General features: G+C 69.1%; 24 protein-coding genes. 17 read left to right on the top strand and 7 right to left on the bottom strand.

Annotated features, from left to right (window positions below; all coding sequences use genetic code 11):
• Positions 1-24 precede the first annotated feature (24 nt).
• Together BM009_RS09830 and BM009_RS09825 are read left to right on the top strand one after the other, a co-directional pair.
• The gene (locus BM009_RS09830; protein WP_217644191.1) at positions 25-1,317 is read left to right on the top strand and encodes an MFS transporter; all 1,293 of its coding nucleotides are present in this window, start codon (positions 25-27) and stop codon (positions 1,315-1,317) included.
• Between the two features lie 46 nt (positions 1,318-1,363).
• Positions 1,364-2,299 carry a hypothetical protein gene (locus BM009_RS09825; RefSeq protein ID WP_139216587.1) on the top strand — a complete coding sequence of 312 codons (936 nt, stop codon included), beginning with the start codon at positions 1,364-1,366 and terminating at the stop codon, positions 2,297-2,299.
• 193 nt (positions 2,300-2,492) lie between these two features.
• Here BM009_RS09825 and BM009_RS09820 read toward each other — a convergent pair whose 3' ends face one another.
• The 6 genes from BM009_RS09820 to BM009_RS09795 all read right to left on the bottom strand — a co-directional run bounded on the left by BM009_RS09820 (position 2,493) and on the right by BM009_RS09795 (position 7,501).
• Positions 2,493-4,091, bottom strand: a complete 1,599-nt coding sequence (locus BM009_RS09820; protein WP_139216586.1) for a hypothetical protein — start codon at positions 4,089-4,091, stop codon at positions 2,493-2,495.
• Positions 4,092-4,348: 257 nt separating this feature from the next.
• Complete coding sequence (locus BM009_RS09815; protein ID WP_093295725.1) at positions 4,349-5,089, bottom strand: HvfC/BufC N-terminal domain-containing protein; 741 nt, start codon at positions 5,087-5,089, stop codon at positions 4,349-4,351.
• Positions 5,086-5,913 (bottom strand): MNIO family bufferin maturase, encoded by an 828-nt coding sequence (locus tag BM009_RS09810; protein ID WP_093295723.1) that lies wholly within the window; start codon positions 5,911-5,913, stop codon positions 5,086-5,088. Before BM009_RS09810 ends, BM009_RS09815 begins: the two co-directional genes overlap by 4 nt.
• 56 nt (positions 5,914-5,969) lie before the next feature.
• A complete protein-coding gene (locus BM009_RS09805) occupies positions 5,970-6,230 on the bottom strand; it encodes a BufA2 family periplasmic bufferin-type metallophore (RefSeq protein WP_093295721.1) in 261 nt (86 codons plus the stop codon).
• Positions 6,231-6,305: 75 nt separating this feature from the next.
• Entirely contained in the window at positions 6,306-6,971 is a 666-nt protein-coding gene (locus tag BM009_RS09800) for a DUF1109 domain-containing protein (protein WP_093295720.1), read from the bottom strand.
• Positions 6,968-7,501 carry a sigma-70 family RNA polymerase sigma factor gene (locus tag BM009_RS09795; RefSeq protein WP_093295718.1) on the bottom strand — a complete coding sequence of 178 codons (534 nt, stop codon included), beginning with the start codon at positions 7,499-7,501 and terminating at the stop codon, positions 6,968-6,970. The genes BM009_RS09800 and BM009_RS09795 overlap by 4 nt, the downstream gene beginning before the upstream one ends.
• Positions 7,502-7,722: 221 nt before the next feature.
• Here BM009_RS09795 and BM009_RS09790 point away from each other — a divergent pair, with 221 nt between their 5' ends.
• The 6 genes from BM009_RS09790 (at position 7,723) to BM009_RS09765 (ending at position 14,561) form a co-directional block, all read left to right on the top strand.
• A complete protein-coding gene (locus BM009_RS09790; protein ID WP_093295717.1) occupies positions 7,723-7,986 on the top strand; it encodes a BufA1 family periplasmic bufferin-type metallophore in 264 nt (87 codons plus the stop codon).
• Positions 7,987-8,042: 56 nt separating this feature from the next.
• Positions 8,043-8,513 carry a DoxX family protein gene (locus BM009_RS09785; RefSeq protein WP_093295715.1) on the top strand — a complete coding sequence of 157 codons (471 nt, stop codon included), beginning with the start codon at positions 8,043-8,045 and terminating at the stop codon, positions 8,511-8,513.
• 102 nt (positions 8,514-8,615) lie between these two features.
• The gene (locus BM009_RS09780) at positions 8,616-10,262 is read left to right on the top strand and encodes a hypothetical protein (protein ID WP_093295714.1); all 1,647 of its coding nucleotides are present in this window, start codon (positions 8,616-8,618) and stop codon (positions 10,260-10,262) included.
• A complete protein-coding gene (locus BM009_RS09775) occupies positions 10,259-11,374 on the top strand; it encodes an HlyD family secretion protein (RefSeq protein WP_093295712.1) in 1,116 nt (371 codons plus the stop codon). Before BM009_RS09780 ends, BM009_RS09775 begins: the two co-directional genes overlap by 4 nt.
• On the top strand, positions 11,371-12,762 hold the full coding sequence (locus BM009_RS09770; protein WP_093295711.1) for an efflux transporter outer membrane subunit: 1,392 nt from the start codon (positions 11,371-11,373) through the stop codon (positions 12,760-12,762). Before BM009_RS09775 ends, BM009_RS09770 begins: the two co-directional genes overlap by 4 nt.
• 101 nt (positions 12,763-12,863) lie before the next feature.
• A complete protein-coding gene (locus BM009_RS09765) occupies positions 12,864-14,561 on the top strand; it encodes a glutamate--tRNA ligase (protein ID WP_217644190.1) in 1,698 nt (565 codons plus the stop codon).
• A gap of 11 nt (positions 14,562-14,572) precedes the next feature.
• On the opposite strand, the gene BM009_RS09760 is transcribed toward BM009_RS09765, so the two are convergent.
• A complete protein-coding gene (locus BM009_RS09760) occupies positions 14,573-15,640 on the bottom strand; it encodes an FAD-dependent monooxygenase (protein ID WP_254772220.1) in 1,068 nt (355 codons plus the stop codon).
• Here BM009_RS09760 and BM009_RS09755 point away from each other — a divergent pair.
• The 9 genes from BM009_RS09755 (at position 15,621) to BM009_RS09715 (ending at position 26,773) form a co-directional block, all read left to right on the top strand.
• The gene (locus BM009_RS09755; RefSeq protein WP_254772219.1) at positions 15,621-16,436 is read left to right on the top strand and encodes a TetR/AcrR family transcriptional regulator; all 816 of its coding nucleotides are present in this window, start codon (positions 15,621-15,623) and stop codon (positions 16,434-16,436) included. The genes BM009_RS09760 and BM009_RS09755 overlap by 20 nt on opposite strands.
• A 47-nt stretch (positions 16,437-16,483) precedes the next feature.
• Positions 16,484-16,912: a hypothetical protein gene (locus BM009_RS09750; protein WP_254772218.1), complete on the top strand. Its 429-nt coding sequence runs from the start codon at positions 16,484-16,486 to the stop codon at positions 16,910-16,912.
• A gap of 61 nt (positions 16,913-16,973) precedes the next feature.
• Positions 16,974-19,325 carry a TonB-dependent receptor family protein gene (locus tag BM009_RS09745; RefSeq protein ID WP_093295706.1) on the top strand — a complete coding sequence of 784 codons (2,352 nt, stop codon included), beginning with the start codon at positions 16,974-16,976 and terminating at the stop codon, positions 19,323-19,325.
• A gap of 14 nt (positions 19,326-19,339) precedes the next feature.
• Positions 19,340-20,719, top strand: coding sequence for a PepSY-associated TM helix domain-containing protein (locus BM009_RS09740; protein ID WP_093295705.1), 1,380 nt, complete (start codon positions 19,340-19,342; stop codon positions 20,717-20,719).
• Between the two features lie 108 nt (positions 20,720-20,827).
• Entirely contained in the window at positions 20,828-22,441 is a 1,614-nt protein-coding gene (locus BM009_RS09735) for a Na+/H+ antiporter (RefSeq protein WP_093295703.1), read from the top strand.
• Entirely contained in the window at positions 22,438-22,935 is a 498-nt protein-coding gene (locus BM009_RS09730) for a GNAT family N-acetyltransferase (RefSeq protein WP_217644187.1), read from the top strand. Before BM009_RS09735 ends, BM009_RS09730 begins: the two co-directional genes overlap by 4 nt.
• Positions 22,936-23,014: 79 nt before the next feature.
• The gene (locus tag BM009_RS09725; RefSeq protein ID WP_093295701.1) at positions 23,015-26,176 is read left to right on the top strand and encodes an intermembrane phospholipid transport protein YdbH family protein; all 3,162 of its coding nucleotides are present in this window, start codon (positions 23,015-23,017) and stop codon (positions 26,174-26,176) included.
• 25 nt (positions 26,177-26,201) lie between these two features.
• Positions 26,202-26,396: a YnbE family lipoprotein gene (locus BM009_RS09720; RefSeq protein ID WP_093295699.1), complete on the top strand. Its 195-nt coding sequence runs from the start codon at positions 26,202-26,204 to the stop codon at positions 26,394-26,396.
• Positions 26,396-26,773: a YdbL family probable chaperone protein gene (locus BM009_RS09715; protein WP_093295697.1), complete on the top strand. Its 378-nt coding sequence runs from the start codon at positions 26,396-26,398 to the stop codon at positions 26,771-26,773. Before BM009_RS09720 ends, BM009_RS09715 begins: the two co-directional genes overlap by 1 nt.
• Positions 26,774-26,819: the final 46 nt, after the last annotated feature.

The following is a 26,819-nucleotide window of genomic DNA, read 5'->3' as shown; positions in this document are numbered from 1 at the left end:
GGCGGAGACGAACATGGACAAGCGATGATGGAACCCTCGACGGCCGATCCCCAAGCACCCTCGGCCGACGGTGCGTGGCGGATGGTGGTGCTGGCTGCGCTCGGCGGCGCGCTCGAATATTTCGACTTCATCGCCTATGGCATCTTCGCCCCCGCCATCGCGGCCTGCTTCTTCCCGGCGGACGATCCCCTTGCATTGACGCTCGCGCTGGCGATTTTCGCCGCAGGCTATCTGGCGCGGCCGATCGGCGGCATGATCTCCAGCCATTATGGCGATCGATACGGGCGCAAGATCGTGTTCATGGTCACGGTCGCCACCATGTCGGGCAGTACGCTCGCGATCGGGTTGCTGCCGACCTATGCGACCGCGGGGATCGCCGCAACCATCGCGCTGCTGGTGCTGCGCATCTTGCAGGGATTGTGCATCGGAGGCGAACTTCCCGGCGCGATCACCTTCGTCGTGGAGAGCGTGCGTCGCCGGCCGGCATTCGCGTGCGGCGTCGTCTTCGCGCTCGTCAACATTGGCGTGCTGCTCGCCACGGGCCTTCATCTGCTCCTGACGCTCTCGCTCGGCGACGCCGCATTGCTGCGCTTCGGCTGGCGGGTGACGTTCGTGCTGGGCGGATTGCTGGGGCTCGCCAGCCTGTGGCTGCGCCGCCGCCTGCGGGAGACGCCGGTGTTCGAGGCGGTGCGCGGCGATGTGGCGCGACGGCCGGTACGCGACGTGCTGTGGTTGCAACCGCGATCGGTGCTGCTGGGCGTTGCGCTCACCGCACCCACCGCGACCTTCAACGGCCTGCTGTTCGGCTATATGCCCGCCTACCTTGCCAGGATTCTCCACTATCCGGCTGGCGAGATCGCGGTCGCGGTGAACGTCGCACTCCTCGTCATGTCGGCGGCGCTGCTGGGAGCGGCCTGGCTCGCGGACCGGCTTCCGCCGCATCGCCTGCTGCTACTGTCCTCGGTCGCGCTGCTGCTTGGCGCACCCGTCTGTTTCCAGCGGCTGGCCAGCGGCACCGCGTCGCTGGTGATCCTGCTGCCGATGCTCGCGCTGGCGGTTGCCGGCGCGAATGGCACCTTCGCGTTCCTGCTCGCCCAACTGTTTCCGCCACGTCGGCGCTTCAGCGGCGTCGGCCTTTCGCTCAACATCAGCTTCACGCTGTTGAGCGGGCTCGGGCCGCTCGCCGCCGCGCTCCTGATCTCCGCGAGCGGCGTGCCCGCGGCACCGGGCTGGATCGTCGCCGGTGCCGGCGGGGTGGGGATCGTGGCAGCGCTGCTGCTCGCACGCACCGATGCCTGGTTGCCGAATGCAGACTGAGCGCCCAGGCGTGCGTACCGTCAGCCTCGCGCTCCGGAGACCGGCCTTGCACCATCGTCTCGTCCTGACAGCCATGCTGGTCTCGTCTTCGCTGGCGCCGGCCGCGCCAGCCGCGCCGCGTCGCGACCGCGCGCCCTGCACAATGCCCTTCGACACGTCGACGCCGCTGCGCGCGCGGGTGGGGGATCCCTCCTCGGAGGTCCTTGAGGCCTATCGGGGATCGGGCGCGACCGGCGTGGGGCCGCACAAGCTTTCAGACGCCGAGTGGAAGCAGGTGGATATGGCGATCGCGGCGCTGCCGCGCCGGCACCGCGACATCCTGCAGCGGCATCTGCGCCGCATCAGCTTCGTCGAGGCCTCGGCCGGTGCGGGCAATGCGCTTACGAGCCGCGTGGCGGCGGATTGCGGGACGGCGCTGTTCGACCTGACGCTGCGGGCGGGCCTGTTTCAGGAATCGCTGAGCGGCTTCCTGACCGGCAAGGAGGCGGGGCTGTTCAAGGACGACGGGTCCGGCACGACGGTGCGCATCGAGGCGGGCGAGATGCCCGCCATTCCCTATATTCTGCTGCACGAGAGCACCCATATTGTCGATGGCGTGCTCGGCCTGTCGGTGCGCGACGTGTTTCGTGAAGGAGTCTGGGCAAAGGAAGGCGGCCGGGCGCTGGCGCCGGCCCTGGCGGCGAATCCGGTCGCGACGATTGCCTGGCGCGGCGGTGCCAGGCGCCCGATCCACGAAGCGGCGTCGCTCTATGCCGGCCTGCGGGCGACGCCGTTCGTTTCGTTATATGCAAGCGTTGCGCCGGGGGAGGACCTGGCCGAACTCGTCGCATGGCAGCAGCTCGCGTCGCGCTGGCATGTGCGGCCCGCCATCGTCGTGCGCGGTGCGGACGGGAAGATCCAGCTTCGCTACGCACCGCTCGACACGCCCGCGATCCGCGCGCGCATGAACCGCGTGGCGACCCTGCTGCGCACGGCAGACTGAGCGGCGGCCGGAGACGGCGCCCGCTGCCCGGAGCCTTGCGCGGATCGGTGCCGTCTTTCCTTGTCTGCCGGGTGCACGCAGGCTGCACCAAGGCGCCACCGGGCTCGGCAAGGCACAGGTGACACCTTCGCGGCTCCGGCGCTCTACGGACTGGCTTTGCCCATGCGCGGCGCGGGTCGGTACGCCGCGGGGTTCACCTCGGCGGGAGGGGCGGTAACGGTCGATCGGTACGGGCGGATATCGGGTTCTGGCGTGGCGGATAGGTGTGTCCCGGAGGCTGCATCGGTGAAGCGGATCGGGAATTGGTGATCGCGCTCGCTGGAAGCGGGGGAAGGGGCTTGTCCCGCCCGGACGGCAGCGGCGGCAGGGGGCGCTGCGAACGGCTGGCCTCCGCCAGCGTCGCCGATGGCAGCCGGGGTTCCGGTGGCGAGGCCAGCAATCCATTGAAACTTGCCTCGATCGTCTTCGCTTCGGCACTGATGTCCGTCGACGCGGCGCTCACGATCCCAAGTTCCTTGGCGAGCGCGTGCGCATCCTTGAACAGGCTCATGAACTGCCGCATGAAGCCCAGGGCAAAGGCGGCGATCCCGCCACCCGATGCTTGACCATTCTGGGTCAAGCGAAGCGCGTCTCGCACCGCTCCGTCATCGGCAGTGTGCGGAAGCGCCATCGCCGCATTATAGCTAGCCAACCCCACGCCCGCGTTGGTCAGCAGCGTGAGTGCGCGGTCCGCGAGGAGCACGGCCTTCTCGCGCGTATCCAGCGACTTCAGGTCGCCGAACGCGCGTTCCACCGCGGCGATCTGCGCCATCTCCCGCTGACATTTCTGCCACGCCTCGGTGATCGTGAACGTGCCGCGCAACCCATGCCTGCGGCCGCTGACGCCGAACTCGAGCAGGGCAGTAACCTTGTCGCGCAACGCGACGAGCCGAGCGCCGGATGCCGCTTCTGTACCATGTGCGGCGATATAGGCGTCGATCTCGTCGATCATGTCGTACAGCTTGCGCGCGAGGCGTTCCGAATGCTCGCCCAGATGACCGACCTTGCCCTTATAGGCATTCAGCTCGGTCTTGATGCGGGCAAAGCCGGGCAGATAGTCGCGCTTCCCCAGCGCCGCCAGCTTGCCGATGGTAAGCGCGTGGGCGACCGCTCCGCCCAGCTGCACCGTTCGGCCGAGTGCCGGACTCTTCTCGTAGATTTCACGGAGCTTGCGGATTTCGAGAAGCACCCGCTCGCGGCTCTCCTCGGCGGACCGGTAGGTCTCGGTGAACTTCTTGGCGGCGTCCGTCAGGCCGCGAACGGTGCTGATCAGCGTAAGCGCGAGCGACGCCCCCAGCGTCGGCGGTGCGGCCGCAACGCCGGCCGCCAGGAAGATCAGCGTCAGGCCGATGCGCGCCACTTCCTTCTTGCTGTCGACGCGATACGCGTCCCATGCCGCGGACGTCTTGAGGCTGGCTGCGATCACGTCGTTCACGCGCCTTTGCAGGACGGGCAGCTCGGCCAGCATCATGCGCTCGACGGCATTGCGCACATTATGGCTCTCGACCGTTTGCGGGCCGATGATCGGCCCGATTTTGGTCAGGACCACGCGCCGAACTTCCTCCGCGAGCAGCAATTGCACCTGATTGTTGAGTACCGGCCGCTGCAGCAGCGCTTCGCGAACGGAGTCAGGCATGTGCGCGGACCAGGTAAGCGGAATGGCGTCGAGGGAATCGTGTACGCCGCCGCCTCTGGCAGATCGCAGCATGCGGCCCAATGTGCTCTCGAAAAGAATGACGGGCCTGGCGGACATGATAGTTCCTCGTCGGCGTCACGAGCAGTGCTGCACGGATGGATGCCGCGCTATGGGATGCGCGGATTTCAACTTCGCGAAAGATCGCGCCGTTTTCGAAGTTTGTCGTTACCGATGAAATGGAAGATGGGTGTTCGAGGCTCGATGCATCCGTTGCCTGATGTCGCCTGCAGCGGCGTGTGCCCGATGGCTCGGTTGTTAAACTAGATTCTGAATTTCACGGGATTTCGATCGTGCAGATGCCGCGCCTGGGGCGATCAGCGAACTGCGGCGAGGATTCCATCGCGAAGCCAGCCGCCCAGCCAGGTGCCGATCATGGTGGCGCTATCCGCGTCGCCATGCTCGGTCGCGCATGCGGCGCAGAGCGCGCCGAAGGGCGTGCCCGCTTCCAACTGGAATATCGCCGTCGCCTCCGCTTGCTCGATCGTACGGAAGCTGGGGTTGAAGCCGTCGCGCCAGAGCAGCACCGCGGCGGGGGCGGGCAGGCGCTGGGCGGCAGGCGGCGGGCCTCCCGCGGTGAGGGACTGCCACAGAGCGGCGGCATTGGTGATGACGGGCAGCATGGCCAGGTTCGGAACGAAGGCAAAGCGCACCGTCTCCCAGTCGACCGCGCCGAGCGAGTCTGGGGAGAGGGGGACGATGTCCGGCGTGGTGAACGTCGCTGCAAGCGCCCATTCGATCCGCGCCAGTTCGGCGCATTCGGGATCGTTGGGATATAGCGCTGCGATGGTCGCCGGGAAGTCCTCGCCATAGGCGTCGAGCGTCCAGGCTCGGGGCGGAGAGGTTTCGATATGCTGGGCGGCCGCCGCCAGGAACGCGGTGCCGCCCAGCCAGCGTTGCAGCTGCGGAAAGCTGCCCTCCAGTGCGGCGACCAACTGGCTCCGATAATTGTTGAGATAGACGTCGAGACCCGGTCCGCCGCCCAGCTGCGCCGCCGCCTCGGTGCTTTCGGCATGCAGCCATTGCCCGAAGCTTTGCTGCAGCGTCGCGAGCCTCATGCCGCCAGGTCCAGCGCGGCGATGGCGCGCGCGTGCTCCAGTTCGGCGAGCAGCTCGGCGAGCGGGGGGATGGCGTCGTCGCGCTCGATCATCGTCGCGACGGGCCCCACGCGCGCCAGTGCCTCGGCGTAGAGCGTCCAGACGGGATCGGGCACCGGCCGGTCGTGCGTGTCGATCAGCAGCGCCTCGCCGCGGCTGTGCCCGGCAAGGTGGATCTGCCGCACGCGCGCTGCGGGAATGCCGGCCAGATAGGCGTGCGCGTCGAAACCGTGATTGGTCGCGCTGACGAACACATTGTTGACGTCGAGCAGCAGTTCGCAACCGGTGCGGGCACACAGCGCGTCGAGGAACGCCCATTCGCTCATCTCGGCGCCCGCGAAGGCGATGTAGCTCGACGGGTTCTCGATCAGCATGGTGCGGCCGAGCGCCGTCTGTGCCGCATCGACATTGTCGCACACGGTCTGCAGCGCTTCCTCGGTATAGGGCAGGGGAAGCAGGTCGTGCGACTGGAAGTCGCCGAAGCGGGTCCAGCAGAGATGGTCGGAGACGAACAGCGGCTCGATCGCATCGACCAGCGCGCGCAGACGCTGCAGATAGTCGCGGTCCACGCCGTCGGCCGAGCCGATCGACATCGACACGCCGTGCAGCGCCACCGGATGGCGCTCGCGCACCCGGCGCAATATGTCGCGCGGCCGGCCGCCGGGGACCATGAAATTCTCGGAAATGACTTCGACGAAGTCGACCGGGACCGGGGCAGCCGATTCCAGAAAGTCGGCATAATGCGGCTTGCGCAGTCCCAGGCCGAAGCGATGCGGGTGGGTCATGCCCCTCCTCCTTCAAAACGGGGCGGCCCGACGGGGAGGTCGGGCCGCCGGGCGCATCACTTCGGTTCGGTGAGGCTGCCGCCCTGCGCCTTGCAGGCCTTGGCGGACACCGCCTTGAAGCCCTGGCCCTTGCACTCGTTCTGGCCCTTGCAGTCATGGGTGCCCGACTTGCAGTCCGACGTGCCCTTGCAGCTGTTGATGCCGTAGCAGTGGACGACCTTGCCCGCCGAAGCGGCCGGGGCGGCGACGCTGACGCCGGAAAGCGCGACGAGGGCGGCGGTGGCGGCGATGCTGGCGCCGGTCTGGAGCGTGATCATGAAGAGGTTCCCTTGGATGGATGGATGCCGGTTCGGCCTTCCACCTACGGGCCGGCGCCGGGGCCGGTTACACGCTCACCATCGCAGGACGCGCGGGCCGATCAGCGCGCCCAGGCCGGTCGCCAGCAGGATGCCGAGGCTGTACCAGGTCAGCACGAACACCGCGGCAAACTCGTCGCAGTGCAGGCAGTAGATGGTCGCCGCCCAGGCACCCGCCGCCAGCCCGGCCGCGGCGCCCGCCGCACGCAGATTGGTCGGCGCCAGCTTGCGGAACGACCAGAGCAGGCCGATGAAGATCGGGACGGCCAGCAGCAGCACGCGCCACGGGCAGCGATTCCAGCTGCCGCCCAGCCACATCGACAGCCAGTCGCGCATCGGCGTGCGCGACATTTCCTCGATGGCGAGCGCGGCGAGCAGCAGGATAGGCAGCGCGAGCGGCCACAGCATGCGCAGCGATCCGCCGGTCGGCCGGGCCAGCCGCACCGTCGCGGCGACGGCGATCAGGCCCAGCGACAGCGTGTAGGCCCATTTCATCCAGAAGGAGAAGCCGAACATCGCCTGCGGGAAGTCCGGCCGCATGCCGAACAGCGCGAAGACCAGCCCGATGCTCACCACGCCGCCGCCGGCGATGCCTAGCGCGATGCGACGCCCGATGAAGCGGGGCGGGATGGGCGGTACGTCTGCCGACAGCGCGGCGATCAGCCGCTCGGTGCCGTCGATCTCGGAATCGGGCGCCATCATTCGTGCCCCCGCAGCCGGGCCGCGAGCGCCTTGAGCCCGCGATGGACGGAGACCTTGACGTCGGACTGGCCGATCCGCGCGCCCTCGGCCGCTTCGGCGACGCTCAGGCCTTCCAGATGCGTGTCGCGGATCGCACGCGCCTGCTTGCCCGACAGGCCGGACAGCAGCCGGTCGACATCGACGCGCGCGGTCACCGCCTCCTCGAATCCTTCGGTTACCAGGATCGCTTCGACCTCCTCGATCGGCACCGAAACGCGGCGCCTGCGGAGATGGTCGATCAGCCGGTAGCGTGCAACCGCGTAGAGCCAGGCGGTGAACGGGCGATCGCGATCATAGGTGCCGCGCTTGGTGTGAATGGCGATCAGCGTTTCCTGCACCAGATCCTCGATATCCTCATCCCCCCGCATTCGCCGACGAAAGAAGCTGCGCAGCAGCGGCACCAGCGCGCGCAGCAACGCCGCATGTGCCGCGGCATCACCGTCCAGTCCCGCCGTCATCCACGTTCGTAGCTCTGCTTCGCTGTGCCGCATTCCCACTCCTGGTCGGGCGTACGTGGGCGAATGGCGGCAGGTTACAGCAGCGATGCAGAAAAGAAATCGCGGGTTCGCCCGGGGGCGATTTGTAACCGCGCGCTCGCCCCTGGCGTACGGCGGCAGGTGACCCGGCGCCTCCGCCTTCCCCGGGGTCACCGCGCGGCGGCCATGCCCCCCTGTAGGCCGCCGCGCGAGAGGCCCTTCAACGGAGTAGTCCCATGATCAAGACGTCTGCCGCGCTTGCCGCGACCCTCGCCCTCGGTATCGCCGCCACCGCCGCCCATGCCCAGCAGCCGAAGATGGAGAAGTGCTACGGCGTCGCGCTCGCCGGCAAGAACGACTGCAAGGCCGGCGCGGGCACCAGCTGTGCCGGCACCGCCACGAAGAATTATCAGGGCAATGCCTGGAAGCTGGTCAAGGCCGGCACCTGCACCGCGATCAAGACCCCGAAGGGCAATGGCTCGCTGACGCCCAAGGCGTGATCCCCCTTGCCCGGCCGAGACCCCGGCCGGGCAGCCCCCATGCTCCGGAGCCCGCCATGCGATCCTTCGCCGCCCTTTATGCCCGCGCCGGTGCCCTGGCCGCGCGGATCCTGCCGCCCTCGTTCCTGCTGCTCGTCGCGCGGCTGGGCATCGCGGCAATCTTCTTCCTGTCCGGCCGGACCAAGGTGGAAGGCTGGCTGACCATCACCGATTCCACCTATGAGCTGTTCCGCACCGATTATGCGCTGCCCTTCGCGCCGCCGGTGCTCGCCGCGCACCTGGCGACCTATTCGGAGCATTTCTTCCCGATCCTGCTCGTGCTCGGCCTGTTCACCCGTCCCGCCGCGCTGGCGCTGCTGGGAATGACGACGGTGATCGAGCTGTTCGTCTATCCCGATGCCTGGCCGACGCATCTCAGCTGGGCCGGGCTGCTGCTCCCGCTGATCGCCGCCGGACCCGGCGCGTGGTCGCTGGATCGCCTGATCGGGCTGGACGCGAAGAAGGATGCCGGCGGTCGCAGTGCGTAAGCGCCAAGGGCAAACCCAGGGATAGCTTGGATTGCGTGCTCGCCTCGCGGAAACAGGCGGGCACGTGCCGACCGACCGTGCCGGCCGTGCCGTACGGAGGTCGTGCATATCGTGGCGGAGCAGCGCTACATCTTCGCGCCGGAGGAACGGCCGCTGTTTCCCGGAGCGCCCTATTCGCCGCGCCTCTCGGCCGGCGACCGCATTGTCTATGCGATCTCCGCGGCAGTCCTCGCGCTGGCGAGCGGGCTCGGCAATGCGCTGATCACCACCAATCTCTATGTCATGGCGGGCAGCATGGGCCTGTATGTGGCCGAGGCGAACCTGCTCCTGGCGGTGTTCGTCGCGTTCAATGCCACGGCCAATCTGCTGCTCGTCCGCGCGCGGATGCAGTTCGGCATCCCGGCCTGCCTCCATGCGATCCTCGGCACGCTGGTTCTCGGCGAGCTGATCGCGCTGTGCTTTCCCTCGACGGGCACGACCGTGCTGGCTCGGGCGATCAGCGGCGTCGCCTCGGGCGGGCTGACCACCATGGGGCTGTACAGCGTCTTCCAGGTCTTCCCCATCCGGCTGCGGCTGATGGCGGTGGTCGTCGGCTTCAGCCTGCCGCAGCTCGCCATTCCGATCGCGCGGATGATCCCGCTCGACCGCGTCGCGTCCGATCACTGGGCCGGCGTGCACGGGATCGAGCTCGCGCTCGCGCTCGCCGCCTGGGCGCTGACGACGCTGCGGCCGCTGCCGCCGACGGATCGCACCAAGGCCCTTCAGCCGCTCGATGCGCTCACCATCGCGCTGGCCATGGTCGGCATGCTGCTGGGCTGCACCGGGCTCGCCTTTGGCCGTTTCTATTGGTGGACCGACGCGCCCTGGCTCGGCTGGATGTTCGCGGGCGCGCTGCTGCTCCTCGGGCTCGCCCTGCTGATCGAGGACCGGCGGGCGCAGCCGCTGCTCCAGGTCCGCTGGTTCGGCACTGCCGACGTCCTGCTGATCGCCGGCATTTCGCTCGTCGTGCGGATCGCGCTGACCGAGCAGACCTATGCCGCGGTCGGCCTGCTGGCGCTCGGCGGCCTGACCAACGACCAGCTGCACGGCCTCTTCGCCGTGGTGCTGGTGGCGATGATCGGCGGCATCGCGCTGGCGGCGTGGCTGGCACGGCCCGATCGCCTGCTGCCGATGATGCTGTGCTCGGCGCTGGTCATCGCGCTGGGAGCATGGCTCGACACCCATTCGACCCCCGACACCCGCGCGACCCAGCTGATTGCGAGCCAGGCGCTGCTCGGCCTAGGCACCGTGCTGTTCCTGGGCCCGGCATTGCTGTTCGGCATCGGTCGCGTGCTCGAGCGCGGGCCGACCCATCTGGTGAGCTTCGTCGTGCTGTTCAGCACTACCCAGAATCTGGGCGGCCTCGCCGGCGCAGCCTTGCTCGGGAGCATCCAGACGATCCGGACGCGGGTGCATGCAGAGGTGCTGGCCGATGCCCTGAAGCTGGGCGATCCCCTCGCTGCCCAGCGCGTCGCCGCCGGTGCGGGGCAACTCGCGCCCGTCCTCACCGATCCCGCCGCCGCCAGCACGCAAGCGAGCGCCCGGCTCGCCGGCGCGCTGCAGACCCAGGCGAACATCCTCGCCTTCAACGACACCTTCTGGGTGGTGACGCTGCTCGCGCTGGGGCTGGCGGCGTTCCTCGCCCTCGTCATCCTCAAGCAGGAAGTGCAGCGGCTGCGTGCCGGACCGCCTGCCGGAGTTGCCGCATGAGCCCGCAGAACCCGCCGCCGCCCGCTGCTGCCGCTGCACCAGCGCCTGCCGCTGCCGCACCCGTGTGGCATCCGCCGCGGCCGCGCCCGTTCGTCACCGCACTGTGCGCGGTGGCGCTGCTCGTCGCGATCGGCACGATCCTGCAGATCTGGGGCATCGGCCCGCTATCGGGCAGCGAGCAGAAGACCGACAATGCGCTGGTCCGCGGCCGCACCACGGTGATCGCGCCGCAGGTGAGCGGCTATGTCGCGCAGGTGCTGGTCCGCGATTACCAGTCGGTGAAGGCGGGGCAGGTGCTCGCCCTGATCGATGACGCAATCTACCGCGCGCGGGTGGCGCAGGCGCAGGCCAATCTCGATGCGCAGCTCGCTGCGCTGGCGAACAGCCGCCAGGCCCGATCGGCCCGCACGGCCGACATCGCCGGGCAGGATGCCGCCGCGGCGGATGCGGTCGCGCAGCTGGTCCGCGCGAAAGCGGACATGGCGCGCGCCCGCGACCTCGCAGTCGACGGCTCGATCTCGCTGCGCGAGCGGGACCAGGCCGCCGCCGCGCTCGCCCAGGCGGAGGCGGCCGTGCGGCGCGCGAGCGCGGGCGGCCGCGTCGCGCAGGAGGACCTGCGAACGGTCGAAGTCGGGCGCAACGGCCTCGCGGCGCAGGTGGAGGCGGCGCGCGCGCAGTTGCGGCTCGCCGAGATCGACCTGCTCCACACCGTGATCCGCGCGCCCGAGGACGGGCAGCTCGGCGAGATCCATGTCCGGCGCGGCCAATATGTCACCAACGGCACCGCGCTGATGGAGCTGGTGCCGCCCGCCCACTGGATCGTCGCACTGTACAAGGAAGCGCAGACCAGCCGTATGCGGCCGGGCCAGCCGGTGCACTTCCGCGTCGATGCGCTCGGCGGCGCGCATCTGGCCGGACATGTCGCGCGGATCGCCCCGGCGACCGGCTGGGAGTTCGCGGTGCTCAAGCCGGACAATGCTACCGGCAACTTCGTCAAGGTGCCGCAGCGTATCGGCATCCTGATCACCGTCGATCCCGGCCAGCCACAAGCGGCCCGGCTCCGGCCCGGCATGTCGGTGGAGACCCGTGTCGATACCGGGGTCGGCCGATGAGGCGCGGCGGTGGCCTGGCCGCGTTGCTGTTGTTGCTTCAGGCCTGTGCGGGGCCGGAGCGCCCGGCGCCGAGCGATGCGGCGGTAGCGGTCCCCGCAGGCTGGCGCTTCGAGGGCGGTACGGAGCCGGTCGCCGCGGACTGGTGGCGCGCGTTCCGCGATCCGGCGCTCGACGCGCTGGTGACGCGCGCACTGGCCGGGAACCTGGACCTGCGGATCGCCGCGACGCGGATCGAGCAGGCCCGTGCGCTGTTGCGCGGCACCGCCGCTGCCGCGCAGCCGAGCGTGGCGCTGGGCGGAACGGGGGCAACGTCGCGCAGCCTCAACCCGTTCGGGATCGGCATCGACCAGCAGCGCGGGCAGGGCGAACTCGATCTGGCCTATGAGGCGGATCTGTTCGGCAGGCTTCGCCAATCCACTCTGGCGGCGCGCGACGAGTGGCTCGCGACCCAGGACGCGCGCGACGCGCTGCGCATCGTGCTGATCGCGACGGTCGTGGAAGCCTGGCTCAACCTGCGCGCCGCCGATGCCCGGCTCGCGATCGTGCGCCAGACGGTCGAGGAGCGACGCCAGGAACGCGACCTGATCCGTCGTCGCTTCCGCGCAGGCTATGCCTCAAAGCTGGAGGACCAGCAGGCGGAGGCGGCGCTGGAGGCCGCGGCGCGGCTGGTGCCGTCCACCGTGCTTGCGCGAACGGTGCAGGAGAATGCGCTGGCCCAGCTGCTGGGCGTTGCGCCTGCCAACATTGTCCCGGCAGGCGGGGAGGTGGATGCCGCCCCCGACGTGCCGGCCGCATTGCCCTCCGACGTCATCCGGCAGCGGCCGGACATCGCGGCGGCCGAGCTACGGCTGGTAGTGGCAGACCATCGCCTTGCTGCCGCCCGCGCCGCGTTCCTGCCTAGGGTGCAGCTGGCGGGGAGCGCCGGTGGCGTGGCGTCGACGCTGCTCGCCGATCCGGTCTCGCTGTTCGCGCTGGGCGGATCGGTTCTCGCGCCGATCTTCCAGGGCGGCGCGTTGCGGGCGGGGCGGGATGCGGCAGCGGCGCGGCGCGACGAGGCGGCCTATGCGTACAAGGCGGCGGTGCTCCAGGCGTTCCGCGAGGTGGAGGATGCGATGGCGTCGGTTCGCTACAGTACCGAGGAGGAGGAGACGGCGCAGAAGCAGGTGACGGCGCTGGACCAGGCCCATCGCGCCGCGCGGCGCCGCTACCAGGCGGGCTATGCCTCCTATCTCGAGCAGCTCGATGCCGAGCGCGCGCTGCTGGCGGGGCGGCTCGACGCATCGGACCTCCGGTTTCGGCGGCTGGCCGCGATCGCCGCGCTGAACCGCAGCATCGGCGGCGGGTGGACGGCGGCAGCCGCGAGCGGGGACGGGGGTGGGCGTCCCTAGGTACTTCCCGTCCGACGGAGAAGGCGATAGGAGGCGTGTCGACGCCAGCCGCCCCGGCGGCCGATCTGGCGACCCCACCGAATTCTTGAAAGTCTCCCCGCGTGTCATCGACCACCGATCAACCTTCCGAAACCGCGCTTCCCCTCGACGTGCTGACGCCGTCGGCCACGCTGTCGATGGACGAGATCCACCAGCGCTATCCGGCCCGGTCGCTGCCGGAGGGCGCGCGGGTGACGCGGTTCGGCCCGAGCCCGACCGGCTTCATCCATATCGGTGGCCTCTATGTGTCGCTGATCTCGGAGCGCACTGCGCACCAGTCGGGCGGCCTGTTCTACCTCCGCATCGAGGATACCGATCGCAAGCGCGAGGTGCCCGGTGCGGTGGAGCTGATCCTCGGCGCGCTGAACGACTTCGGCATCACGTTCGACGAAGGCCCGTCGCTGGAAGGTACCGAGACCGGCGCCTATGGCCCCTATCGCCAGAGCGAACGCCAGGAACTCTACCAGAGCGTGGTGCGCGACCTCCTCGTGCGCGGCCATGCCTATGCCTGCTTTGCGACGCCCGAGGAATTGGAGGCGATGCGCACCGAGCAGAATCTGCGCAAGATCCCACCCGGCTATTATGGCAGCTGGGCGATCTGGCGGAACCGCAGCCTGGAGGACGTGCAGGCGGCGCTGGCCGAAGGCCGCAGCTTCGTCATCCGGCTCAAGGCGCCGGCGGCCGAGGGGAACGGCCGCGTCGAGCTACCCGACCTGATCCGCGGCAAGCTAAACGTGCCCGCGAACAACCAGGACATCGTGCTGCTCAAGGCGGACGGGCTGCCGACCTATCACCTCGCGCATGTCGTCGACGATCACCTGATGGGCACCACCGACGTGATCCGCGGCGACGAGTGGCTGTCCTCCTATCCGGTCCATGCCCAGCTGTTCGACCTGCTCGGCTGGCAGCGGCCGCGCTATGCCCATATCGCGCCGATCGAGAAGAATGTCGGCTCGTCGCGCCGCAAGCTCAGCAAGCGCCACGATCCGGAAGCGGCGGTCGACTGGTATTCGGTCGAGGGCTATCCGCGCCAGGCGGTGATCGAGTATCTGCTCAACCTCGCCGACGGCAAGTTCGAGGACTGGCGCAAGGCCAATCCGACGGCGGATTCCGAGAGCTTCCCGCTGCAGGTGGAGCGGCTGAACCGCAGCGGCGCGCTGTTCGATCTCGTCAAGCTGTCGAGCATCAGCCGCGAGGTGATCGGCGCGATGACCGCGGCGCAGGTCTATGACGCGGCGCTGGCCTGGGCGCAGGTCCACGACGTGCCCTTCGCCGAGCGGCTCGCCGCGCATGCCGATTATGTCCGGGCGATCCTGAACATCGAGCGCGGCGCGGCGCGTGCGCGCAAGGACATCATCAAATGGTCCGACGTGCCGAGCGACACGGGCTATTTCTTCGACGATCTCTTCGTGCCGCGCGACGAGGCCAACCAGCCGCTCTGGGATGCGCTGGCACCTGGCCTCGCCGCGATCCTGCGCGAAGTGGCGGAGGGCTTCGACCCGACGATCGATCGCGATGCGTGGCTGGAATGGGTGCGCGCCATCGGCGAGAAGCATGGCTATGCCGCCAACGGCAAGGCCTATAAGGCCGAGCCGGAGCGCTATCAGGGCCAGTTCAGCGCCATCGCCGGTGCGCTGCGCCTGGCGCTGGCCGGCAAGCCGAACACGCCCGATCTGTTCGAGGTGATGACGGTGATGGGACCGGAGCGGGTTCGTGCGCGCCTGTCGGCAGCGGCGGCGTGGATCGAGGGCAGGGGCTGACCCTCCCTCGATTATAGGTCGATCGTCCCGTCACGCAGCCGGCGGTTGCGTTCCGCGAGTTCGGCTTCGTCGGCGGGGAACAGCATCGACATGCCGTTGGTCGCCGCCCGTTCCTGGACCGCCTCCACGAACGGGCGGAGCCCGGTTTCATAGGCCTGGAAGGCGGCTGCGTGGTCGCCCGGATGCTGCGCAAGCGCATCGGCCAGCCGCGCCGCGCCGATCAGCGCTATCGATCCGCCCATGCCCGCCAGCGGCGACACGCAATAGCCGGCGTCGCCGACCAGCGCGATCCTGCCCGTCGACCAGGTCTGCATCCGGATCTGGTTGGCCTGGTCGAAATAGAAGTCGCCCTCGGTATCGACGTGCGCGAGCATTGCGGGCACCTTCCAGCCGATCCCCTCGAACTGTTCCCGGATCAGGCGGCGCTGCGCGGCCTTGTCGCGGAAGTCATAGGCGATCGGCCGCTCCGCCCGAAAGGCGAGGCAGATGTCGGTGCGGTCGTGATAGCCATTGAGCATCGCGCTCTTGCCGGGAACGCTGAACAGTTGCGACGTGTCGCCGGGCAGCAGCCCGGTTTCGGGCACCACGCGCAGATAGAAATAGCCGCCCATGAAATAGGACGCGGTCTCGGCGTCGTCGAACGCCAGCGCGCGCGTGTTCGATCGGTTGCCGTCGCAGCCGAACACCAGCGCATATTGTTCCTGCGCGCCGTCATCGAAGGTCACTGTCACCGCCGACGCATTGTCCGAAAGCTGACGGATCGAGCGCTGGAACCGCATGTCGATCGCGCCGTCGATCGCGGCGAACAGGATGTCGAGCAGATCGTCGCGGTGGATCTCGTAGCGCGCCGTCGCCGGATCCCGCTCCCCGGTTTCCGCCGTAAAGCCGCCAAGCGTCGCGTCATTCTCGTCCTTGAAGTCAAAGCCGCGCGGCGGCAGCGCTTTCGCCAGTACCGCGTCGAGCATGCCCATCCGGCGGAGAATGTCGATCGTCTCGCCCGTGATGTCGACGGGCGTGCCGCCGCGGCGCAGGCCGGCCGCTGCCTCGACGATCGTGACCTTGTGGCCGAGCCTGGTCATCCAGAACGCCGTCGCGAGCCCGGCAAAGCTTGCACCGCTGATCAAAACACGCATGGGATTGGACACGCAAACCTCGCTAGGCATTGAACTATACCTAGTACATAAATATACTGAGTACAGAAAGCAAGCCATGTCCAATCCCGCCGTCGAACGACGCACGCGCAAGCGGCAGATGACCCGCCAGGCGATCTCCGATGTCGCCACGCGGCTGTTCTTCGAACGCGGCTTTGATCAGGTGACGATCGACGAGATCGCGCAGGCGGCGGATGTGGGCAGGATGACGGTGTTCAACCATTTTCCGCGCAAGGAAGACCTGTTCTTCGATCGCGAAGACGCCATCCGCGACGCCGCCCTTGCCGCCCTTCGCGAGCGGGCACGCGGCACGTCGGCCGTGCAGGCGCTGCGGGCGCTGGCGCACCGGCTGATCGACGATCCCGATCCGGCGTTTCCACTGTTCGACGGCACCTGCCGCTTCGTGCAGACGGCGCTGGCGAGCGAGGCGCTGAAGGCGCGGGCGCGGCAGATGCGCGACGTGTTCATCGACATGCTGGCGGCTGCGCTCGTGGAGGATGCCAGCGGCCCGGAAGGGGATCCGGACGCGCACCTGGCTGCGGGCCTGATCGCGGCGGCCTGGACCGTCGCGTTCATGGAAGCACATAAGCGGTTCGCGGAAAGCCAAGACCTGGACGCTGCGAACCGCATCTTCCTCGTCCTGATCGACAAGGGCATGGCCGGGGTCGATGCTGCGCTCGCCGGCACCGTCTATGCGGCAACATCGGCTGCCAAACCGGCCTAGGCGTACGTGGAACCGTTCGACAAGCCAGGCCGGGCAGGGTAGATATCGTGTCCGTGTCCGTCCTGCGCCGCCTCCTGCTCGAGCACCGCCTGCTGTGCGGGTGCCTGATCGCCGCCGCGCTGCTGATGAAGGCAGTGCTGCCGGCCGGGTTCATGCCGATGCAGAGCGGCGGCACGATCGTGCTGGGCTTCTGCTCGGGATACGGGCCGATGCCGATGGCGACGCCCATGCCGATGTCGATGTCGCTGTCGATGAAGGAACATCGCTCGAGCCCGGACGAGCACCAGCCCAAGACGGAGATGCCCTGCGCCTTTGGCGGGCTTGCGATGCCGGGCATCGCCGCGGTCGACCCGACACTGCTCGCGCTGGCGATCGCCTTCGTGGTCGAACGCGCGATCCGCACCGCGACGGTGCTCCCCACGATCGCCCGCGTCTATCTCCGGCCACCGTTGCGCGGGCCACCGCTCGCCGCCTGATCCCCCGTTTCCCTTTCAGGCGTTCGCGCTGTTGCGCGCGCCATCGGATCAGGAAGATTTCATGCCCAAGCTCTTGTTTCCGGCGGCCGTCGCGGCCGTCCTTTGCGCATCTGCCGCCTCCGCGCAGACCACCGACGATGCGCGCCGCGCCGAACTGCTCCGCCAGCGCGCGGCGATCGATGCCGAACTGGCCAGGCTCGATGCCGTCGCACCGAAGCCGCAAGCGGCGCCGGTTGTTACCCCTCCCGGCACCGACGAAATCTTCGTCACCGGCAAGGCGCTGTCGCTCACCACCCGGGTGAGCGGCCAGACGGTGACGACGGTCGACGCCGCCGCCTTCCGCAACACGCCGGCGACGACGATCGCCGACATCGTCCGGCTCTCGCCCGGCATCGCGGTCACCCAAGGCAACGGCCCGCGCGACGTCGGCGTCTCGGTGCGCGGCTCGAACGCGCGCAACGGCTTCGGCGCGCGCAACCTGCAGGTGTTCGAGGATGATTTCCCCGTCACCCAGCCCGACGGCCTGGCCCGCTTCGACCTGACTGACCCGCATGCCTATGGCGCGGTCGACGTGGTGCGCGGGCCTTCCTCGGCGCGCTACGGCAATTATGCGCTGGGCGGCGCGGTCAATTTCCGCACCCGCTCCGGCCGCGAGATCCAGGGTGTCGAGGCGGGGTTCGACGCGGGCGGCGATGGCTACGCCAATCTCTATGCGACGATCGGGCATGCGACCTCCGGCCACGACATCGCGGTGTTCGGCAGCTATGTCCGCGGCGACGGCGCCACGGGGCATACCGGCTACGAGACCGGGACGCTCAACGCGCTCGCCAGGTTCGAGCTGGGCGACCGCGATCGCGTCGCGGTGAAGCTGATCTACAACGAAGGTGATTTCCGCCTCTCGACCCGCCTTTCGTACAACCAGTATCTGACCAACCCCTATCAGCAGGGCTGTACGGCGGCGGCGACCGCCGCGCCGGGCTGCGGCACCATCTCGGTGCTGGTCAACGGCGTCAACGGCGCGCGGATCGCCCAGACCGCCGACGAGGGCGATCTCGCCCGCAACGACCGCCGGACGATCATCGGCACCCGCTACGAGCATGATTTGGGCCCGAACACCACCTGGCGGACGCAGGCGACCTTCGACAGCCGCGTGGTCAACCAGCCGACCAGCGCGACGCCGTTCAAGGGCACGCTGGACAGCTACAACCTGACCTCGGACGTGACCTATCACGGCCAAATCGCGGGAATGGCGTCGACCAGTTTCCTCGAGATTTTCTACAATTACCTCGATAACCAGAGCTACAGCTTCAACAAGACCCCCGCCGGTCGCAACGGCTTCGGCGCGCTGACCCAAACGGTGTTCGGCGACGTGCGGAACATGGGGGTGCGCGCCCGCGAGGAGCTGCAACTGACCGGCCGATTGCAGGCGATCGCCGGGATCGGCGCCGAGCGCTCGATCCTCGACATGCGCCAGACCGCCTATACCTACCCGGCCGGCACCAACCCGGTGCTCGCCTACATTCCCGCCGATCGCCACTTCACCAATGTCGCGCCCGAGGCGGCGCTGTTCTGGCAGGCGGTCGACGCAGTGCGGCTGCATGCGCGGGTCGGCACCGGCTACGGTATCCCGCAGTCCGGCAACCTGTTCGTCACGCCTGCAGGCGTGGCGGGCAACAATGCCAGCCTCAAGGCGCAGCGCAACACCGGCGTCGACCTCGGCGCCGAGGTGGCGCTCGGCAGCAACTTCAAGGCCGAGCTGACCGGCTATTACGAGTGGTTCACCAACGAACTGGTCAGCCAGTCGGCTGGCGTGAACCTGCTCGCCTATACCTCGAACGTGCCGCATTCGGTGCATCGCGGTGTGGAACTGGGGGTGAGCTGGAAGCCGCTGCCGGGGCTGCTGCCCGGCGCCAAGCTCGATGCGAGCTACAGCTATAACGACCAATATTACACCGACTTCCAGGAGCGGCTGACCGCCGGCACCCTGTTGACGCTGCTCGACCGCAACGGGAAGGCGATCCCGGGCGTAATCCCGAACTTCGTCAACGCCCGCGCCGGCTACGACCAGCCTGCCGGGCCGCTGCGCGGGCTCGGCGGATTTGCCGAGCTTTCCTATCGCGACCGCTTCTTCGTCGACAACAGCAACCTGCTGGCGATGCCCTCGGCGACGCTGGTCAACCTGAACGTCCATTATGACCCGCCAAAGGGACGTGGCCCGCTGTCGCGGCTCAGTTTCTATGCCTCGGTGCAGAACCTGTTCGACGTGACCTATGTCGGTGCCGCATCGGTGATCGCGAACAGCCTCGCGGCCTCGGGCGCGGAGAACCCGGGGTCTGTGCTCGCCAACACCACCGGCTCGGTCTACGCCGGGCAGCCGCGGACAATCTATGCCGGCGTCAAGGCTCGGTTCTGAGGGGGAGGGAATCCATGGCGCATAGCTCGCATCGGCGCTGGCCGAACACCGCGACCGTCTGGCGCTGGCACTTCTATGCCGGCCTGTTCTGCATTCCCTTCGTGCTGTGGCTGGCGGTCACCGGCTCGATCTACCTGTTCCGCCCGCAGGTGGAGGCGCTGATCGACGCGCCCTATGCCAATCTCGCCATCACCGGCCCGCGCGCCTCGGCGGCGGAGCAGGCGGCGGCGGCGGTGCGGGCGGTGCCGGGATCGGTGCTCCACCGCTACCAGCTGCCCGAGACCGACGGTCAGGCGGTGCAGATCATCGTCGGCAAGGGCGCGCAGGAAACCCGCGTCTATATCCATCCCCAGACGCTGGCGGTGCTCAAGACGGTCGACGAGGACCAAAGGCTGATGCGCGTGGTGTTCCGGCTGCACGGCGAGCTGCTGGCCGGCACGCTGGGTTCGTACCTGGTCGAGCTGGCCGCCTCCTGGACGATCGTGATGCTGCTGTCCGGCCTGTTCCTGTGGTGGCCGCGCCGCGCGGGCCTCGGCGGCATCGTCTATCCCCGGCTGGGTGCGGGCGGGCGGCGCTTCTGGCGGGATCTCCATGCGGTGACCGGCTTCTGGGTCTCGGCCTTCGCGCTGTTCCTGCTGATCTCGGGGTTGCCCTGGGCGAAGAGCTGGGGCGGATATCTGAAGGCGGTGCGCGGGGTGGTGGAAGGTCATCCGGTCAAGCAGGACTGGACCACCGGCCGCGCCGACGAGCTCCGCCAGCGCGCCGCCGCCGATGCAGGCACCCGCGCGATGATGGGCGAGCATGCCGAGCATCACGGCATGGCGATGGCGCACCCGGCGGTCTCGCTGGTGCCGCTCGACCGGCTGATCGCGACGCTGGGCCCGCTGCGCTTGGCGACGCCGGTGCTGGTTTCTCCGCCGACTGGGCCCGGTCAGCCTTGGACGGCAAAGTCGGATGCCGCCAATCGCCCGCTGCGCACCGACCTGACGCTGGACGGCGAAACCGGCAAGCTCCTCTCGCGCAAGGACTTCGCCCAGCGGCGGCTGGTCGATCGGCTGGTCGGCTATGGCGTGGCGATCCATGAGGGGCAGGCGTTCGGCTGGCTCAACCAGCTGCTCAACCTGCTGACCGCGCTGGGGCTGATCCTGCTCGCGGTGAGCAGCGTGGTGCTGTGGTGGCGGCGACGGCCCGAGGGCGTGCTCGGTGCGCCGCGGGCGGGCGAGCCGCGGCCGGCGGCGCTGGCGTTCTTCGCGCTTGTGGTCGCGCTGGGGCTGTTCCTGCCGCTGATGGGGATCAGCCTGCTCGCGGTGTTGGCGGTCGAGCGGCTGGTGCTGGTGCGCCTGCCGGGCGTGCGGCGCTGGCTCGGGCTGCGGAGGATGTCTGCGACGGCGTAGGCGCCGGATTTGCTGCCTGGATGTGCACAGGATAGCCTTGCCCCCGGAACCTATTGCCGCGATGTGCCTATAGGCATCGCCGCGATGCGGACCGCAGGGGGAAAGACGATGCATCCGGTCGATACGTTTGAGCTCGTCCTCGTGCTGTTCGCGGCGATCATCGCGCTGCACTGGGCGGCCGAGCGGCTGTCGTTCCTGCCCTCGGCGGCGTTGCTGCTCGGCGGCGGGGCGCTGGCCTTTCTGCCCAACCTGCCCAAGGTGTCGCTCGATCCCGAGCTCGTCCTCGTGCTGTTCCTGCCGCCGCTGCTGATGGACGGCGCCTATTATGCCGCGTTCGGGCGGTTGCGGCGCCATCTGCCGGGCATTTTGTCGCTGGCGGTGGGGGCGGTGCTGTTCACGACGCTGGTCGTCGGGCTGGTGCTCCACCTGCTGGTACCGGGGCTGCCCTGGGCAGCGTGTTTCGCGCTGGGGGCGATCGTCTCGCCGCCGGACGCGGTCGCCGCGCGATCGGTGCTGCAGCGGGTGCAGCTGCCGCGCCGCCTGCATGCGCTGCTCGAGGGCGAGAGCCTGCTCAACGACGCGACCGGGCTGGTGCTGTTCCGCTTCGCGGTCGCCGCGACGCTCACCGGCAGCTTCAACGCATTCGATGCCGGGACGAGCTTCGTGCTGCTGTCGATCGGCGGCGTGGTGGTCGGCGCGGCGGTCGGGTTCGGCGGCAAGTTCATCCTGCGCCGCCTGCCGGACCAGACCCTGATCGTCGCCACGGCAACCCTGCTCAGCTGGGCGGCCTATCTGGCCGGCGAGGCGCTGCACGTCTCCGGAGTGATCGCCGTGGTCGCCGCCGGAATCGTGTTCGGCTGGTTCCAGCACGAGGTGCTGCCGGCGCGGGTGCGGATGCAGGGCAGCGCCTTCTGGCGGACGCTGGTGTTCAGTCTCGAGGCGCTGGTCTTCATCCTGATCGGCTTCTCGCTGCGCGGCGTGCTTGATCGCGTCGGGCTGGAGCGGGTGTTCACCTCGATGGCGGCGCCGGTGATCGGCATCGTTCTCGCGGTGCTGCTCACCCGCTTCGCCTGGGTGTTCGGCAGCGAGCTGGTGCTTGGCACGCTCAAGCGGACCGGTGTCTCGCGGGTGCGGCCGCTCGGCTGGCGGCAGGCGACGATCCTTTCCTGGTCGGGGATGCGCGGCGTCGTCACGCTGGCGGTCGCGCTGTCGCTGCCCAACGACATGCCGGGCCGCGACCTGATGCTGGTCAGCGCCTTCGCGGTGATCCTCGCGACCGTCGTGCTGCAGGGCGCCAGCCTCGGCTGGTTGATCAAGGCCATTGCACCGCAGGACCGCGATCCGCCGCCCAACGTCACGTTGGTCCAAGCCGAAGCGGCGATTGCCCGCGCCAAGCGCGTCGAGGTAGAGGCGCGCGCCTATGACGAGGAGGGCAAGCTGATCCACCCGCGACTGCTTGAGGAATATCGCAAGCGCGATCATGTCACCGAACGTTATGCCGGTGATGCCAGCACCTATATGCCCGGCATCCGCGCGCATTTCGGGATCGTGCTCGCGGCAGTGGCGGCGGGCCGAAAAGAGCTGCTCCGCCTGCACCGCGAAGGCGAGATCGAGGACGAGGTGCTCCACAATCTCGAGCGCGACCTCGACCTTGAGGAACTCGGCGCGCTGTTCCAGGGCGGCGAGGGTGCCGACATCCATGGCCCGGGAGAACAAGCGTGACCGACCCTCAGCCCGCATCTTTCACGATCCGCCCGGCTGTGGCCGGGGACCGGGCGCAACTCGGTCGGCTGGGCGCGCAGATGGTCGCGGTGCATCACGCCTTCGACGCGCGCCGCTTCATCGCGCCGACGCCGGAGACGCCCGACGTCTATGGCGGATTCCTCATCCGGCAGATCGCTCGGCCGGAATCCGTGCTGCGCGTGGCGGCCACGGGCGACGCGGTGCTCGGCTATGTCTATGCCGGCGTCGAGGGGAACGACTATATGGCCCTGCGCGGGCCGGCGGGGGTGATCTACGACCTGATCGTCGCCCCGGACCACCGGCGCCAGGGCATCGGCCGTGCGCTGCTCGAGGCGGCCATGGCGGCGCTGGCCCCGCACGCGCTGCCGCGGCTCGTGCTGTTCACCGCCGAGCGCAATGCCGAGGCGCAGGCGCTGTTCGCCTCGGTGGGCTTCCATCGCACCATGGTGGAGATGACCCGCGACCTCGCCTGAGCCACGAGCCGGCCAAGGAACCTTTGCAGGATCGGAGAGCTATGGCTAGGGGCCGCACGGTCAGGCGGCTGGAGCGGGCGTGAACCGAAGCGAAGACGACACCGACGCCGAGGCGCGGCGGAGCAGCGCAGCAGCGCGGGCGAAGCGACGGCGTCGCGTCGCGGTGGCATTGCTCGCGCTGGTGTCGGCGAGCGTGGCGACGGTGTGGCTGCAGCGGCGGACGATCGCGCAGGGCTTTGTCGACCGCGAGCTGGCGGCGCGCGGGGTGGCCGCGCGCTACACGATCGAGCAGCTCTCCCCCTGGCGCCAGCGGCTGACCAACGTCTCGATCGGCGATCCCCGAAGCCCGGACCTCACCGCCGACTGGATCGAGCTGCGCACGGCGCTCACTCCCTGGCGCGCCGAGCTGCTGGTGGCGAAAGTAGGGACGGTGCGCGTGCAGGGGCGGATCGTGAACGGCGCATTGTCGCTCGGGTCGCTCGACCGGCTGATGCCGCCGCCGTCGGGCAAGCCCTTTTCCCTGCCGCGGCTCAGCGTCGAGGTGGCGGACGCGCAGCTGCGGCTGGCGAGCGGCGCGGGGCTGGTCGTGCTCGGCTTGCGCGGCAAGGGGCTGCTGACCGACGGGTTCGCCGGCACCGTGCGCGCGCAATCCGAGCGGCTGCAGTTCGGAAGTTGCGATCTGGTCGGCCTGGGCGCCGAGGTACAGGTCCGCATCCGCAAGGGCGCGCCCAGCCTCACCGGGCCGCTGGCGGCGCAGCGGCTGGCGTGCGGTGACGTTCAGGCCTTGCAGCCGCGCGGCGACGTGCGCGTGACGCTCGATGCGGCGCTTGCCGGCTGGAAGGGCGATGCGCGGCTGGGGCTGGCGTCGTTGACCTCCGCCTATGGCAAGCTTGGCCAGACCGATGCGCAAGTCGACTTCGCGGGCGATCGCACCCGGACTGCGGGGTCGCTTACGCTGCACGGCGCCGGCGCGGCGACCGACGCGGTCCGCGCGGGGATCGTCGAAGCCTCCGGCCGCTATGCGGTCGGAACCGTGCTGGCCTTCGATGGTCGCATCGGCCTGCGGGATGCGGCGATTTCCCAAGCAATACAGACGCAAGTAAACGGCTATCGCAAAGCAATAGCAGGCACACCGGTCGAGCCGTTGGCCGCCAAGTTTGCCTCGGCAGTGGAGGCCGCGGGACGACGCTTCGACGGTTCGGCGACGCTCGGGATTGCCACCCGGGGAGGCGGCGCGACGGTGCGCGTGAACGCCGTCGACCTCACTGCGCGCTCCGGTGCGCGCGTGCGTTTCGCGGGCGAGCAGGGCGCGGTGCTGGATGTCCCCAAGGGGGCGGTCGCGCTCGCCGGGCAGCTGTCGCTGGGCGGCGGCGGCATGCCGGAGCTTGCGCTCGATCTGCTGCAGCGTCCCGGCAGCGACCAGCTCCAGGGCACCGGCACGCTGCGCCCCTATGCGGCGGGCGGCGCGCGGCTGGCGCTGTCGAACCTTTATTTCACCATGCGCGGCGGGGCGGGCTCGGCAAGCACCGTCGCAACGCTCTCGGGGCCGGTGGGCAATGGGCGGGTAGACGATCTCTCGATGCCGCTGGTCGCGCGCTGGAACGGGCCGAGCGTGCTGGTGAACCCGGCATGCGAGACGCTCGGCTTCGCGCGGATCACCGCCTCCGGCATGGAGCTTCGAGGCCATCGCCAGCGTCTGTGCCCGATGGGTCCGGCGATGCTCGCCTGGAACGGCAAGCACCTGACCGGCGGTGTCCGCACCGGCGCGATCGCGCTGGCGGGCAGCATGGGCAGCAACCCGCTCAGCCTCGCCGCCGACGGGGCGCGGGTGGATCTCGCCCGGCAGACATTTGACCTCAGCGGCGTCGCGGTGCGGATGGGTGCGGAGCGGCCGACGCGGCTCGATGTCGGCCAGCTCCAGGGCACGTTCGGAAAGATGCTCGGCGGTACCTTCGATACGCTTGGCGGCCAGATCGGTGCGGTGCCGCTGGTGCTGTCGCAGGGCAAGGGCAGCTGGCAGTTCGCCGAGGGCGGGCTGTCGCTGCTTGGCAGCTTCCGCCTCGCCGATGCCGAGGCCAGCCCGCGTTTCGAGCCGCTGCTGGCTCCCGCGGGCCGGCTGACGCTCAACGGCAGCCGGATCGAAGCGCAGGCCGATCTGATCGGCACCAAGCGCCCGGTGGAGGTCGCCAAGGTGTCGATCATCCATGATCTCGGCAAAGGCGAGGGGCAGGCGCTGCTCGACGTGCCGGGCCTCCGCTTCAACACCGACGGCCTCCAGCCGATCGACCTCACCCCGCTCACCCTGGGCGTGATCGCCGATGTCGACGGCACGGTGGCCGGCTCCGGCAAGATCGCGTGGGACAGCGAGACGGTGACCAGCACCGGCCGCTTCACCGCCACCAACGTGGCGCTCGCCGCCGCATTCGGCCCGGTGCAGGGGCTGACGACCGAGCTGAACTTTACCGACCTGCTGAACGTCCGGACCGCGCCGGGGCAGGTGGCGAAGGTCGCCGAGATCAACCCCGGCGTGCCGGTGCGCGAGGGCGTGTTCCGCTACCAGCTGCTCGACAGCCGCCGGGTGCGGGTGGAAGGCGCGCGCTGGCCGTTCGCGGGCGGCGAACTCGTCCTCGATCCTACCACGCTCGACTTCAACGAAGCGGGCAAGCGGCGGATGACCTTCCAGGTGAAGGGCGTCGACGCGGCGCTGTTCCTCAAGGAAATGGCGTTCGACAATCTCGACGCGACCGGCACCTTCGACGGCACGTTGCCGATGATCTTCGACGAGACCGGCGGCCGCATCGAAGGCGGCGAGCTGCGGGCGCGGAAGGGCGGGCACATCGCCTATGTCGGCGAGGTTTCGCGCGAGAATCTGGGCACCTGGGGCAACATGGCGTTCCAGGCGCTCAAGTCGCTCGACTATCGCAACCTCGCGATCCGGATGAACGGGCCGCTGGCGGGCGAGATGATCACCGATATCGGCTTTTCGGGGCTCAGCCAGGGGCAGGGCACCAAGTCGAACTTCCTGATCCGCCGGCTGGCGAAGCTGCCGCTGGTGTTCAACGTGCGGATCAACGCGCCCTTCCGCCAGCTGCTCGATTCGGTGCAATCCTGGTACGACCCGCGCCGCCTGATCGAGCGTAACCTGCCGGCGTTGATCGAGGAGCAGAAACGTGCGCAGGAAGCGGGGCCCAATGCGCTTCAATCCACCGTTCAGCCCGCCGAAAGCACAACCCGTCCATGAAAGGCATGTCTATGAGCTTGGAAGCATGAAACAGGGTTCGTCTCTTCGGCTGGGTGCCTGCGCGATCGCGCCGCTGGCGCTGCTCGGCGGCTGCGTCACGGTGAACGCGCCCGACAAGCCGATTGTGATCAACCTCAATATTTCGATCACCCAGGAAGTGGTCTATCGCCTCGACAACAAGGCGAAGGCCATCATCCAGGACAATCCGGGGATTTTCTGATGCGACAGTTGCTCTCGACCTTCGCTATGGCAGCCGTAATTACGGCGGGGGTGATCGCCCCGGCCTTCGCCCAGCGCGACCCCGCCTATCAGGCGGCGCGCCAGGAAGGGAAGGTGGGCGAACAGCCCGACGGCTATCTCGGCATCGTCGGCGCGGCGTCGCCCGAGCTGCAGGCGATCGTCAACAACATCAACATCCAGCGCAAGCGCCAGTACACCCAGCAGGCGGCGGCGAGCTCGACCGTCGAGCAGATGGCGTTCGTCACCGGCTGCAACCTGATCCTGCGCACCGCCCCGGGCGAGAAGTATCGCGCGCCCGACGGCCGCTGGCTGACGCGCGGCAACGAGGCGCCGGTGCGCGACCCGCGCTGCCTCTGATTCCCGCGGCGTAGCGGCGGGGCTCACCCTCGCTTACGCCCGCGTC

It is taken from the genome of Sphingomonas sp. NFR04 (assembly GCF_900114095.1).
Classification (GTDB): domain Bacteria; phylum Pseudomonadota; class Alphaproteobacteria; order Sphingomonadales; family Sphingomonadaceae; genus Sphingomonas.
This window is presented reverse-complemented; position numbering and strand designations above follow the sequence as displayed.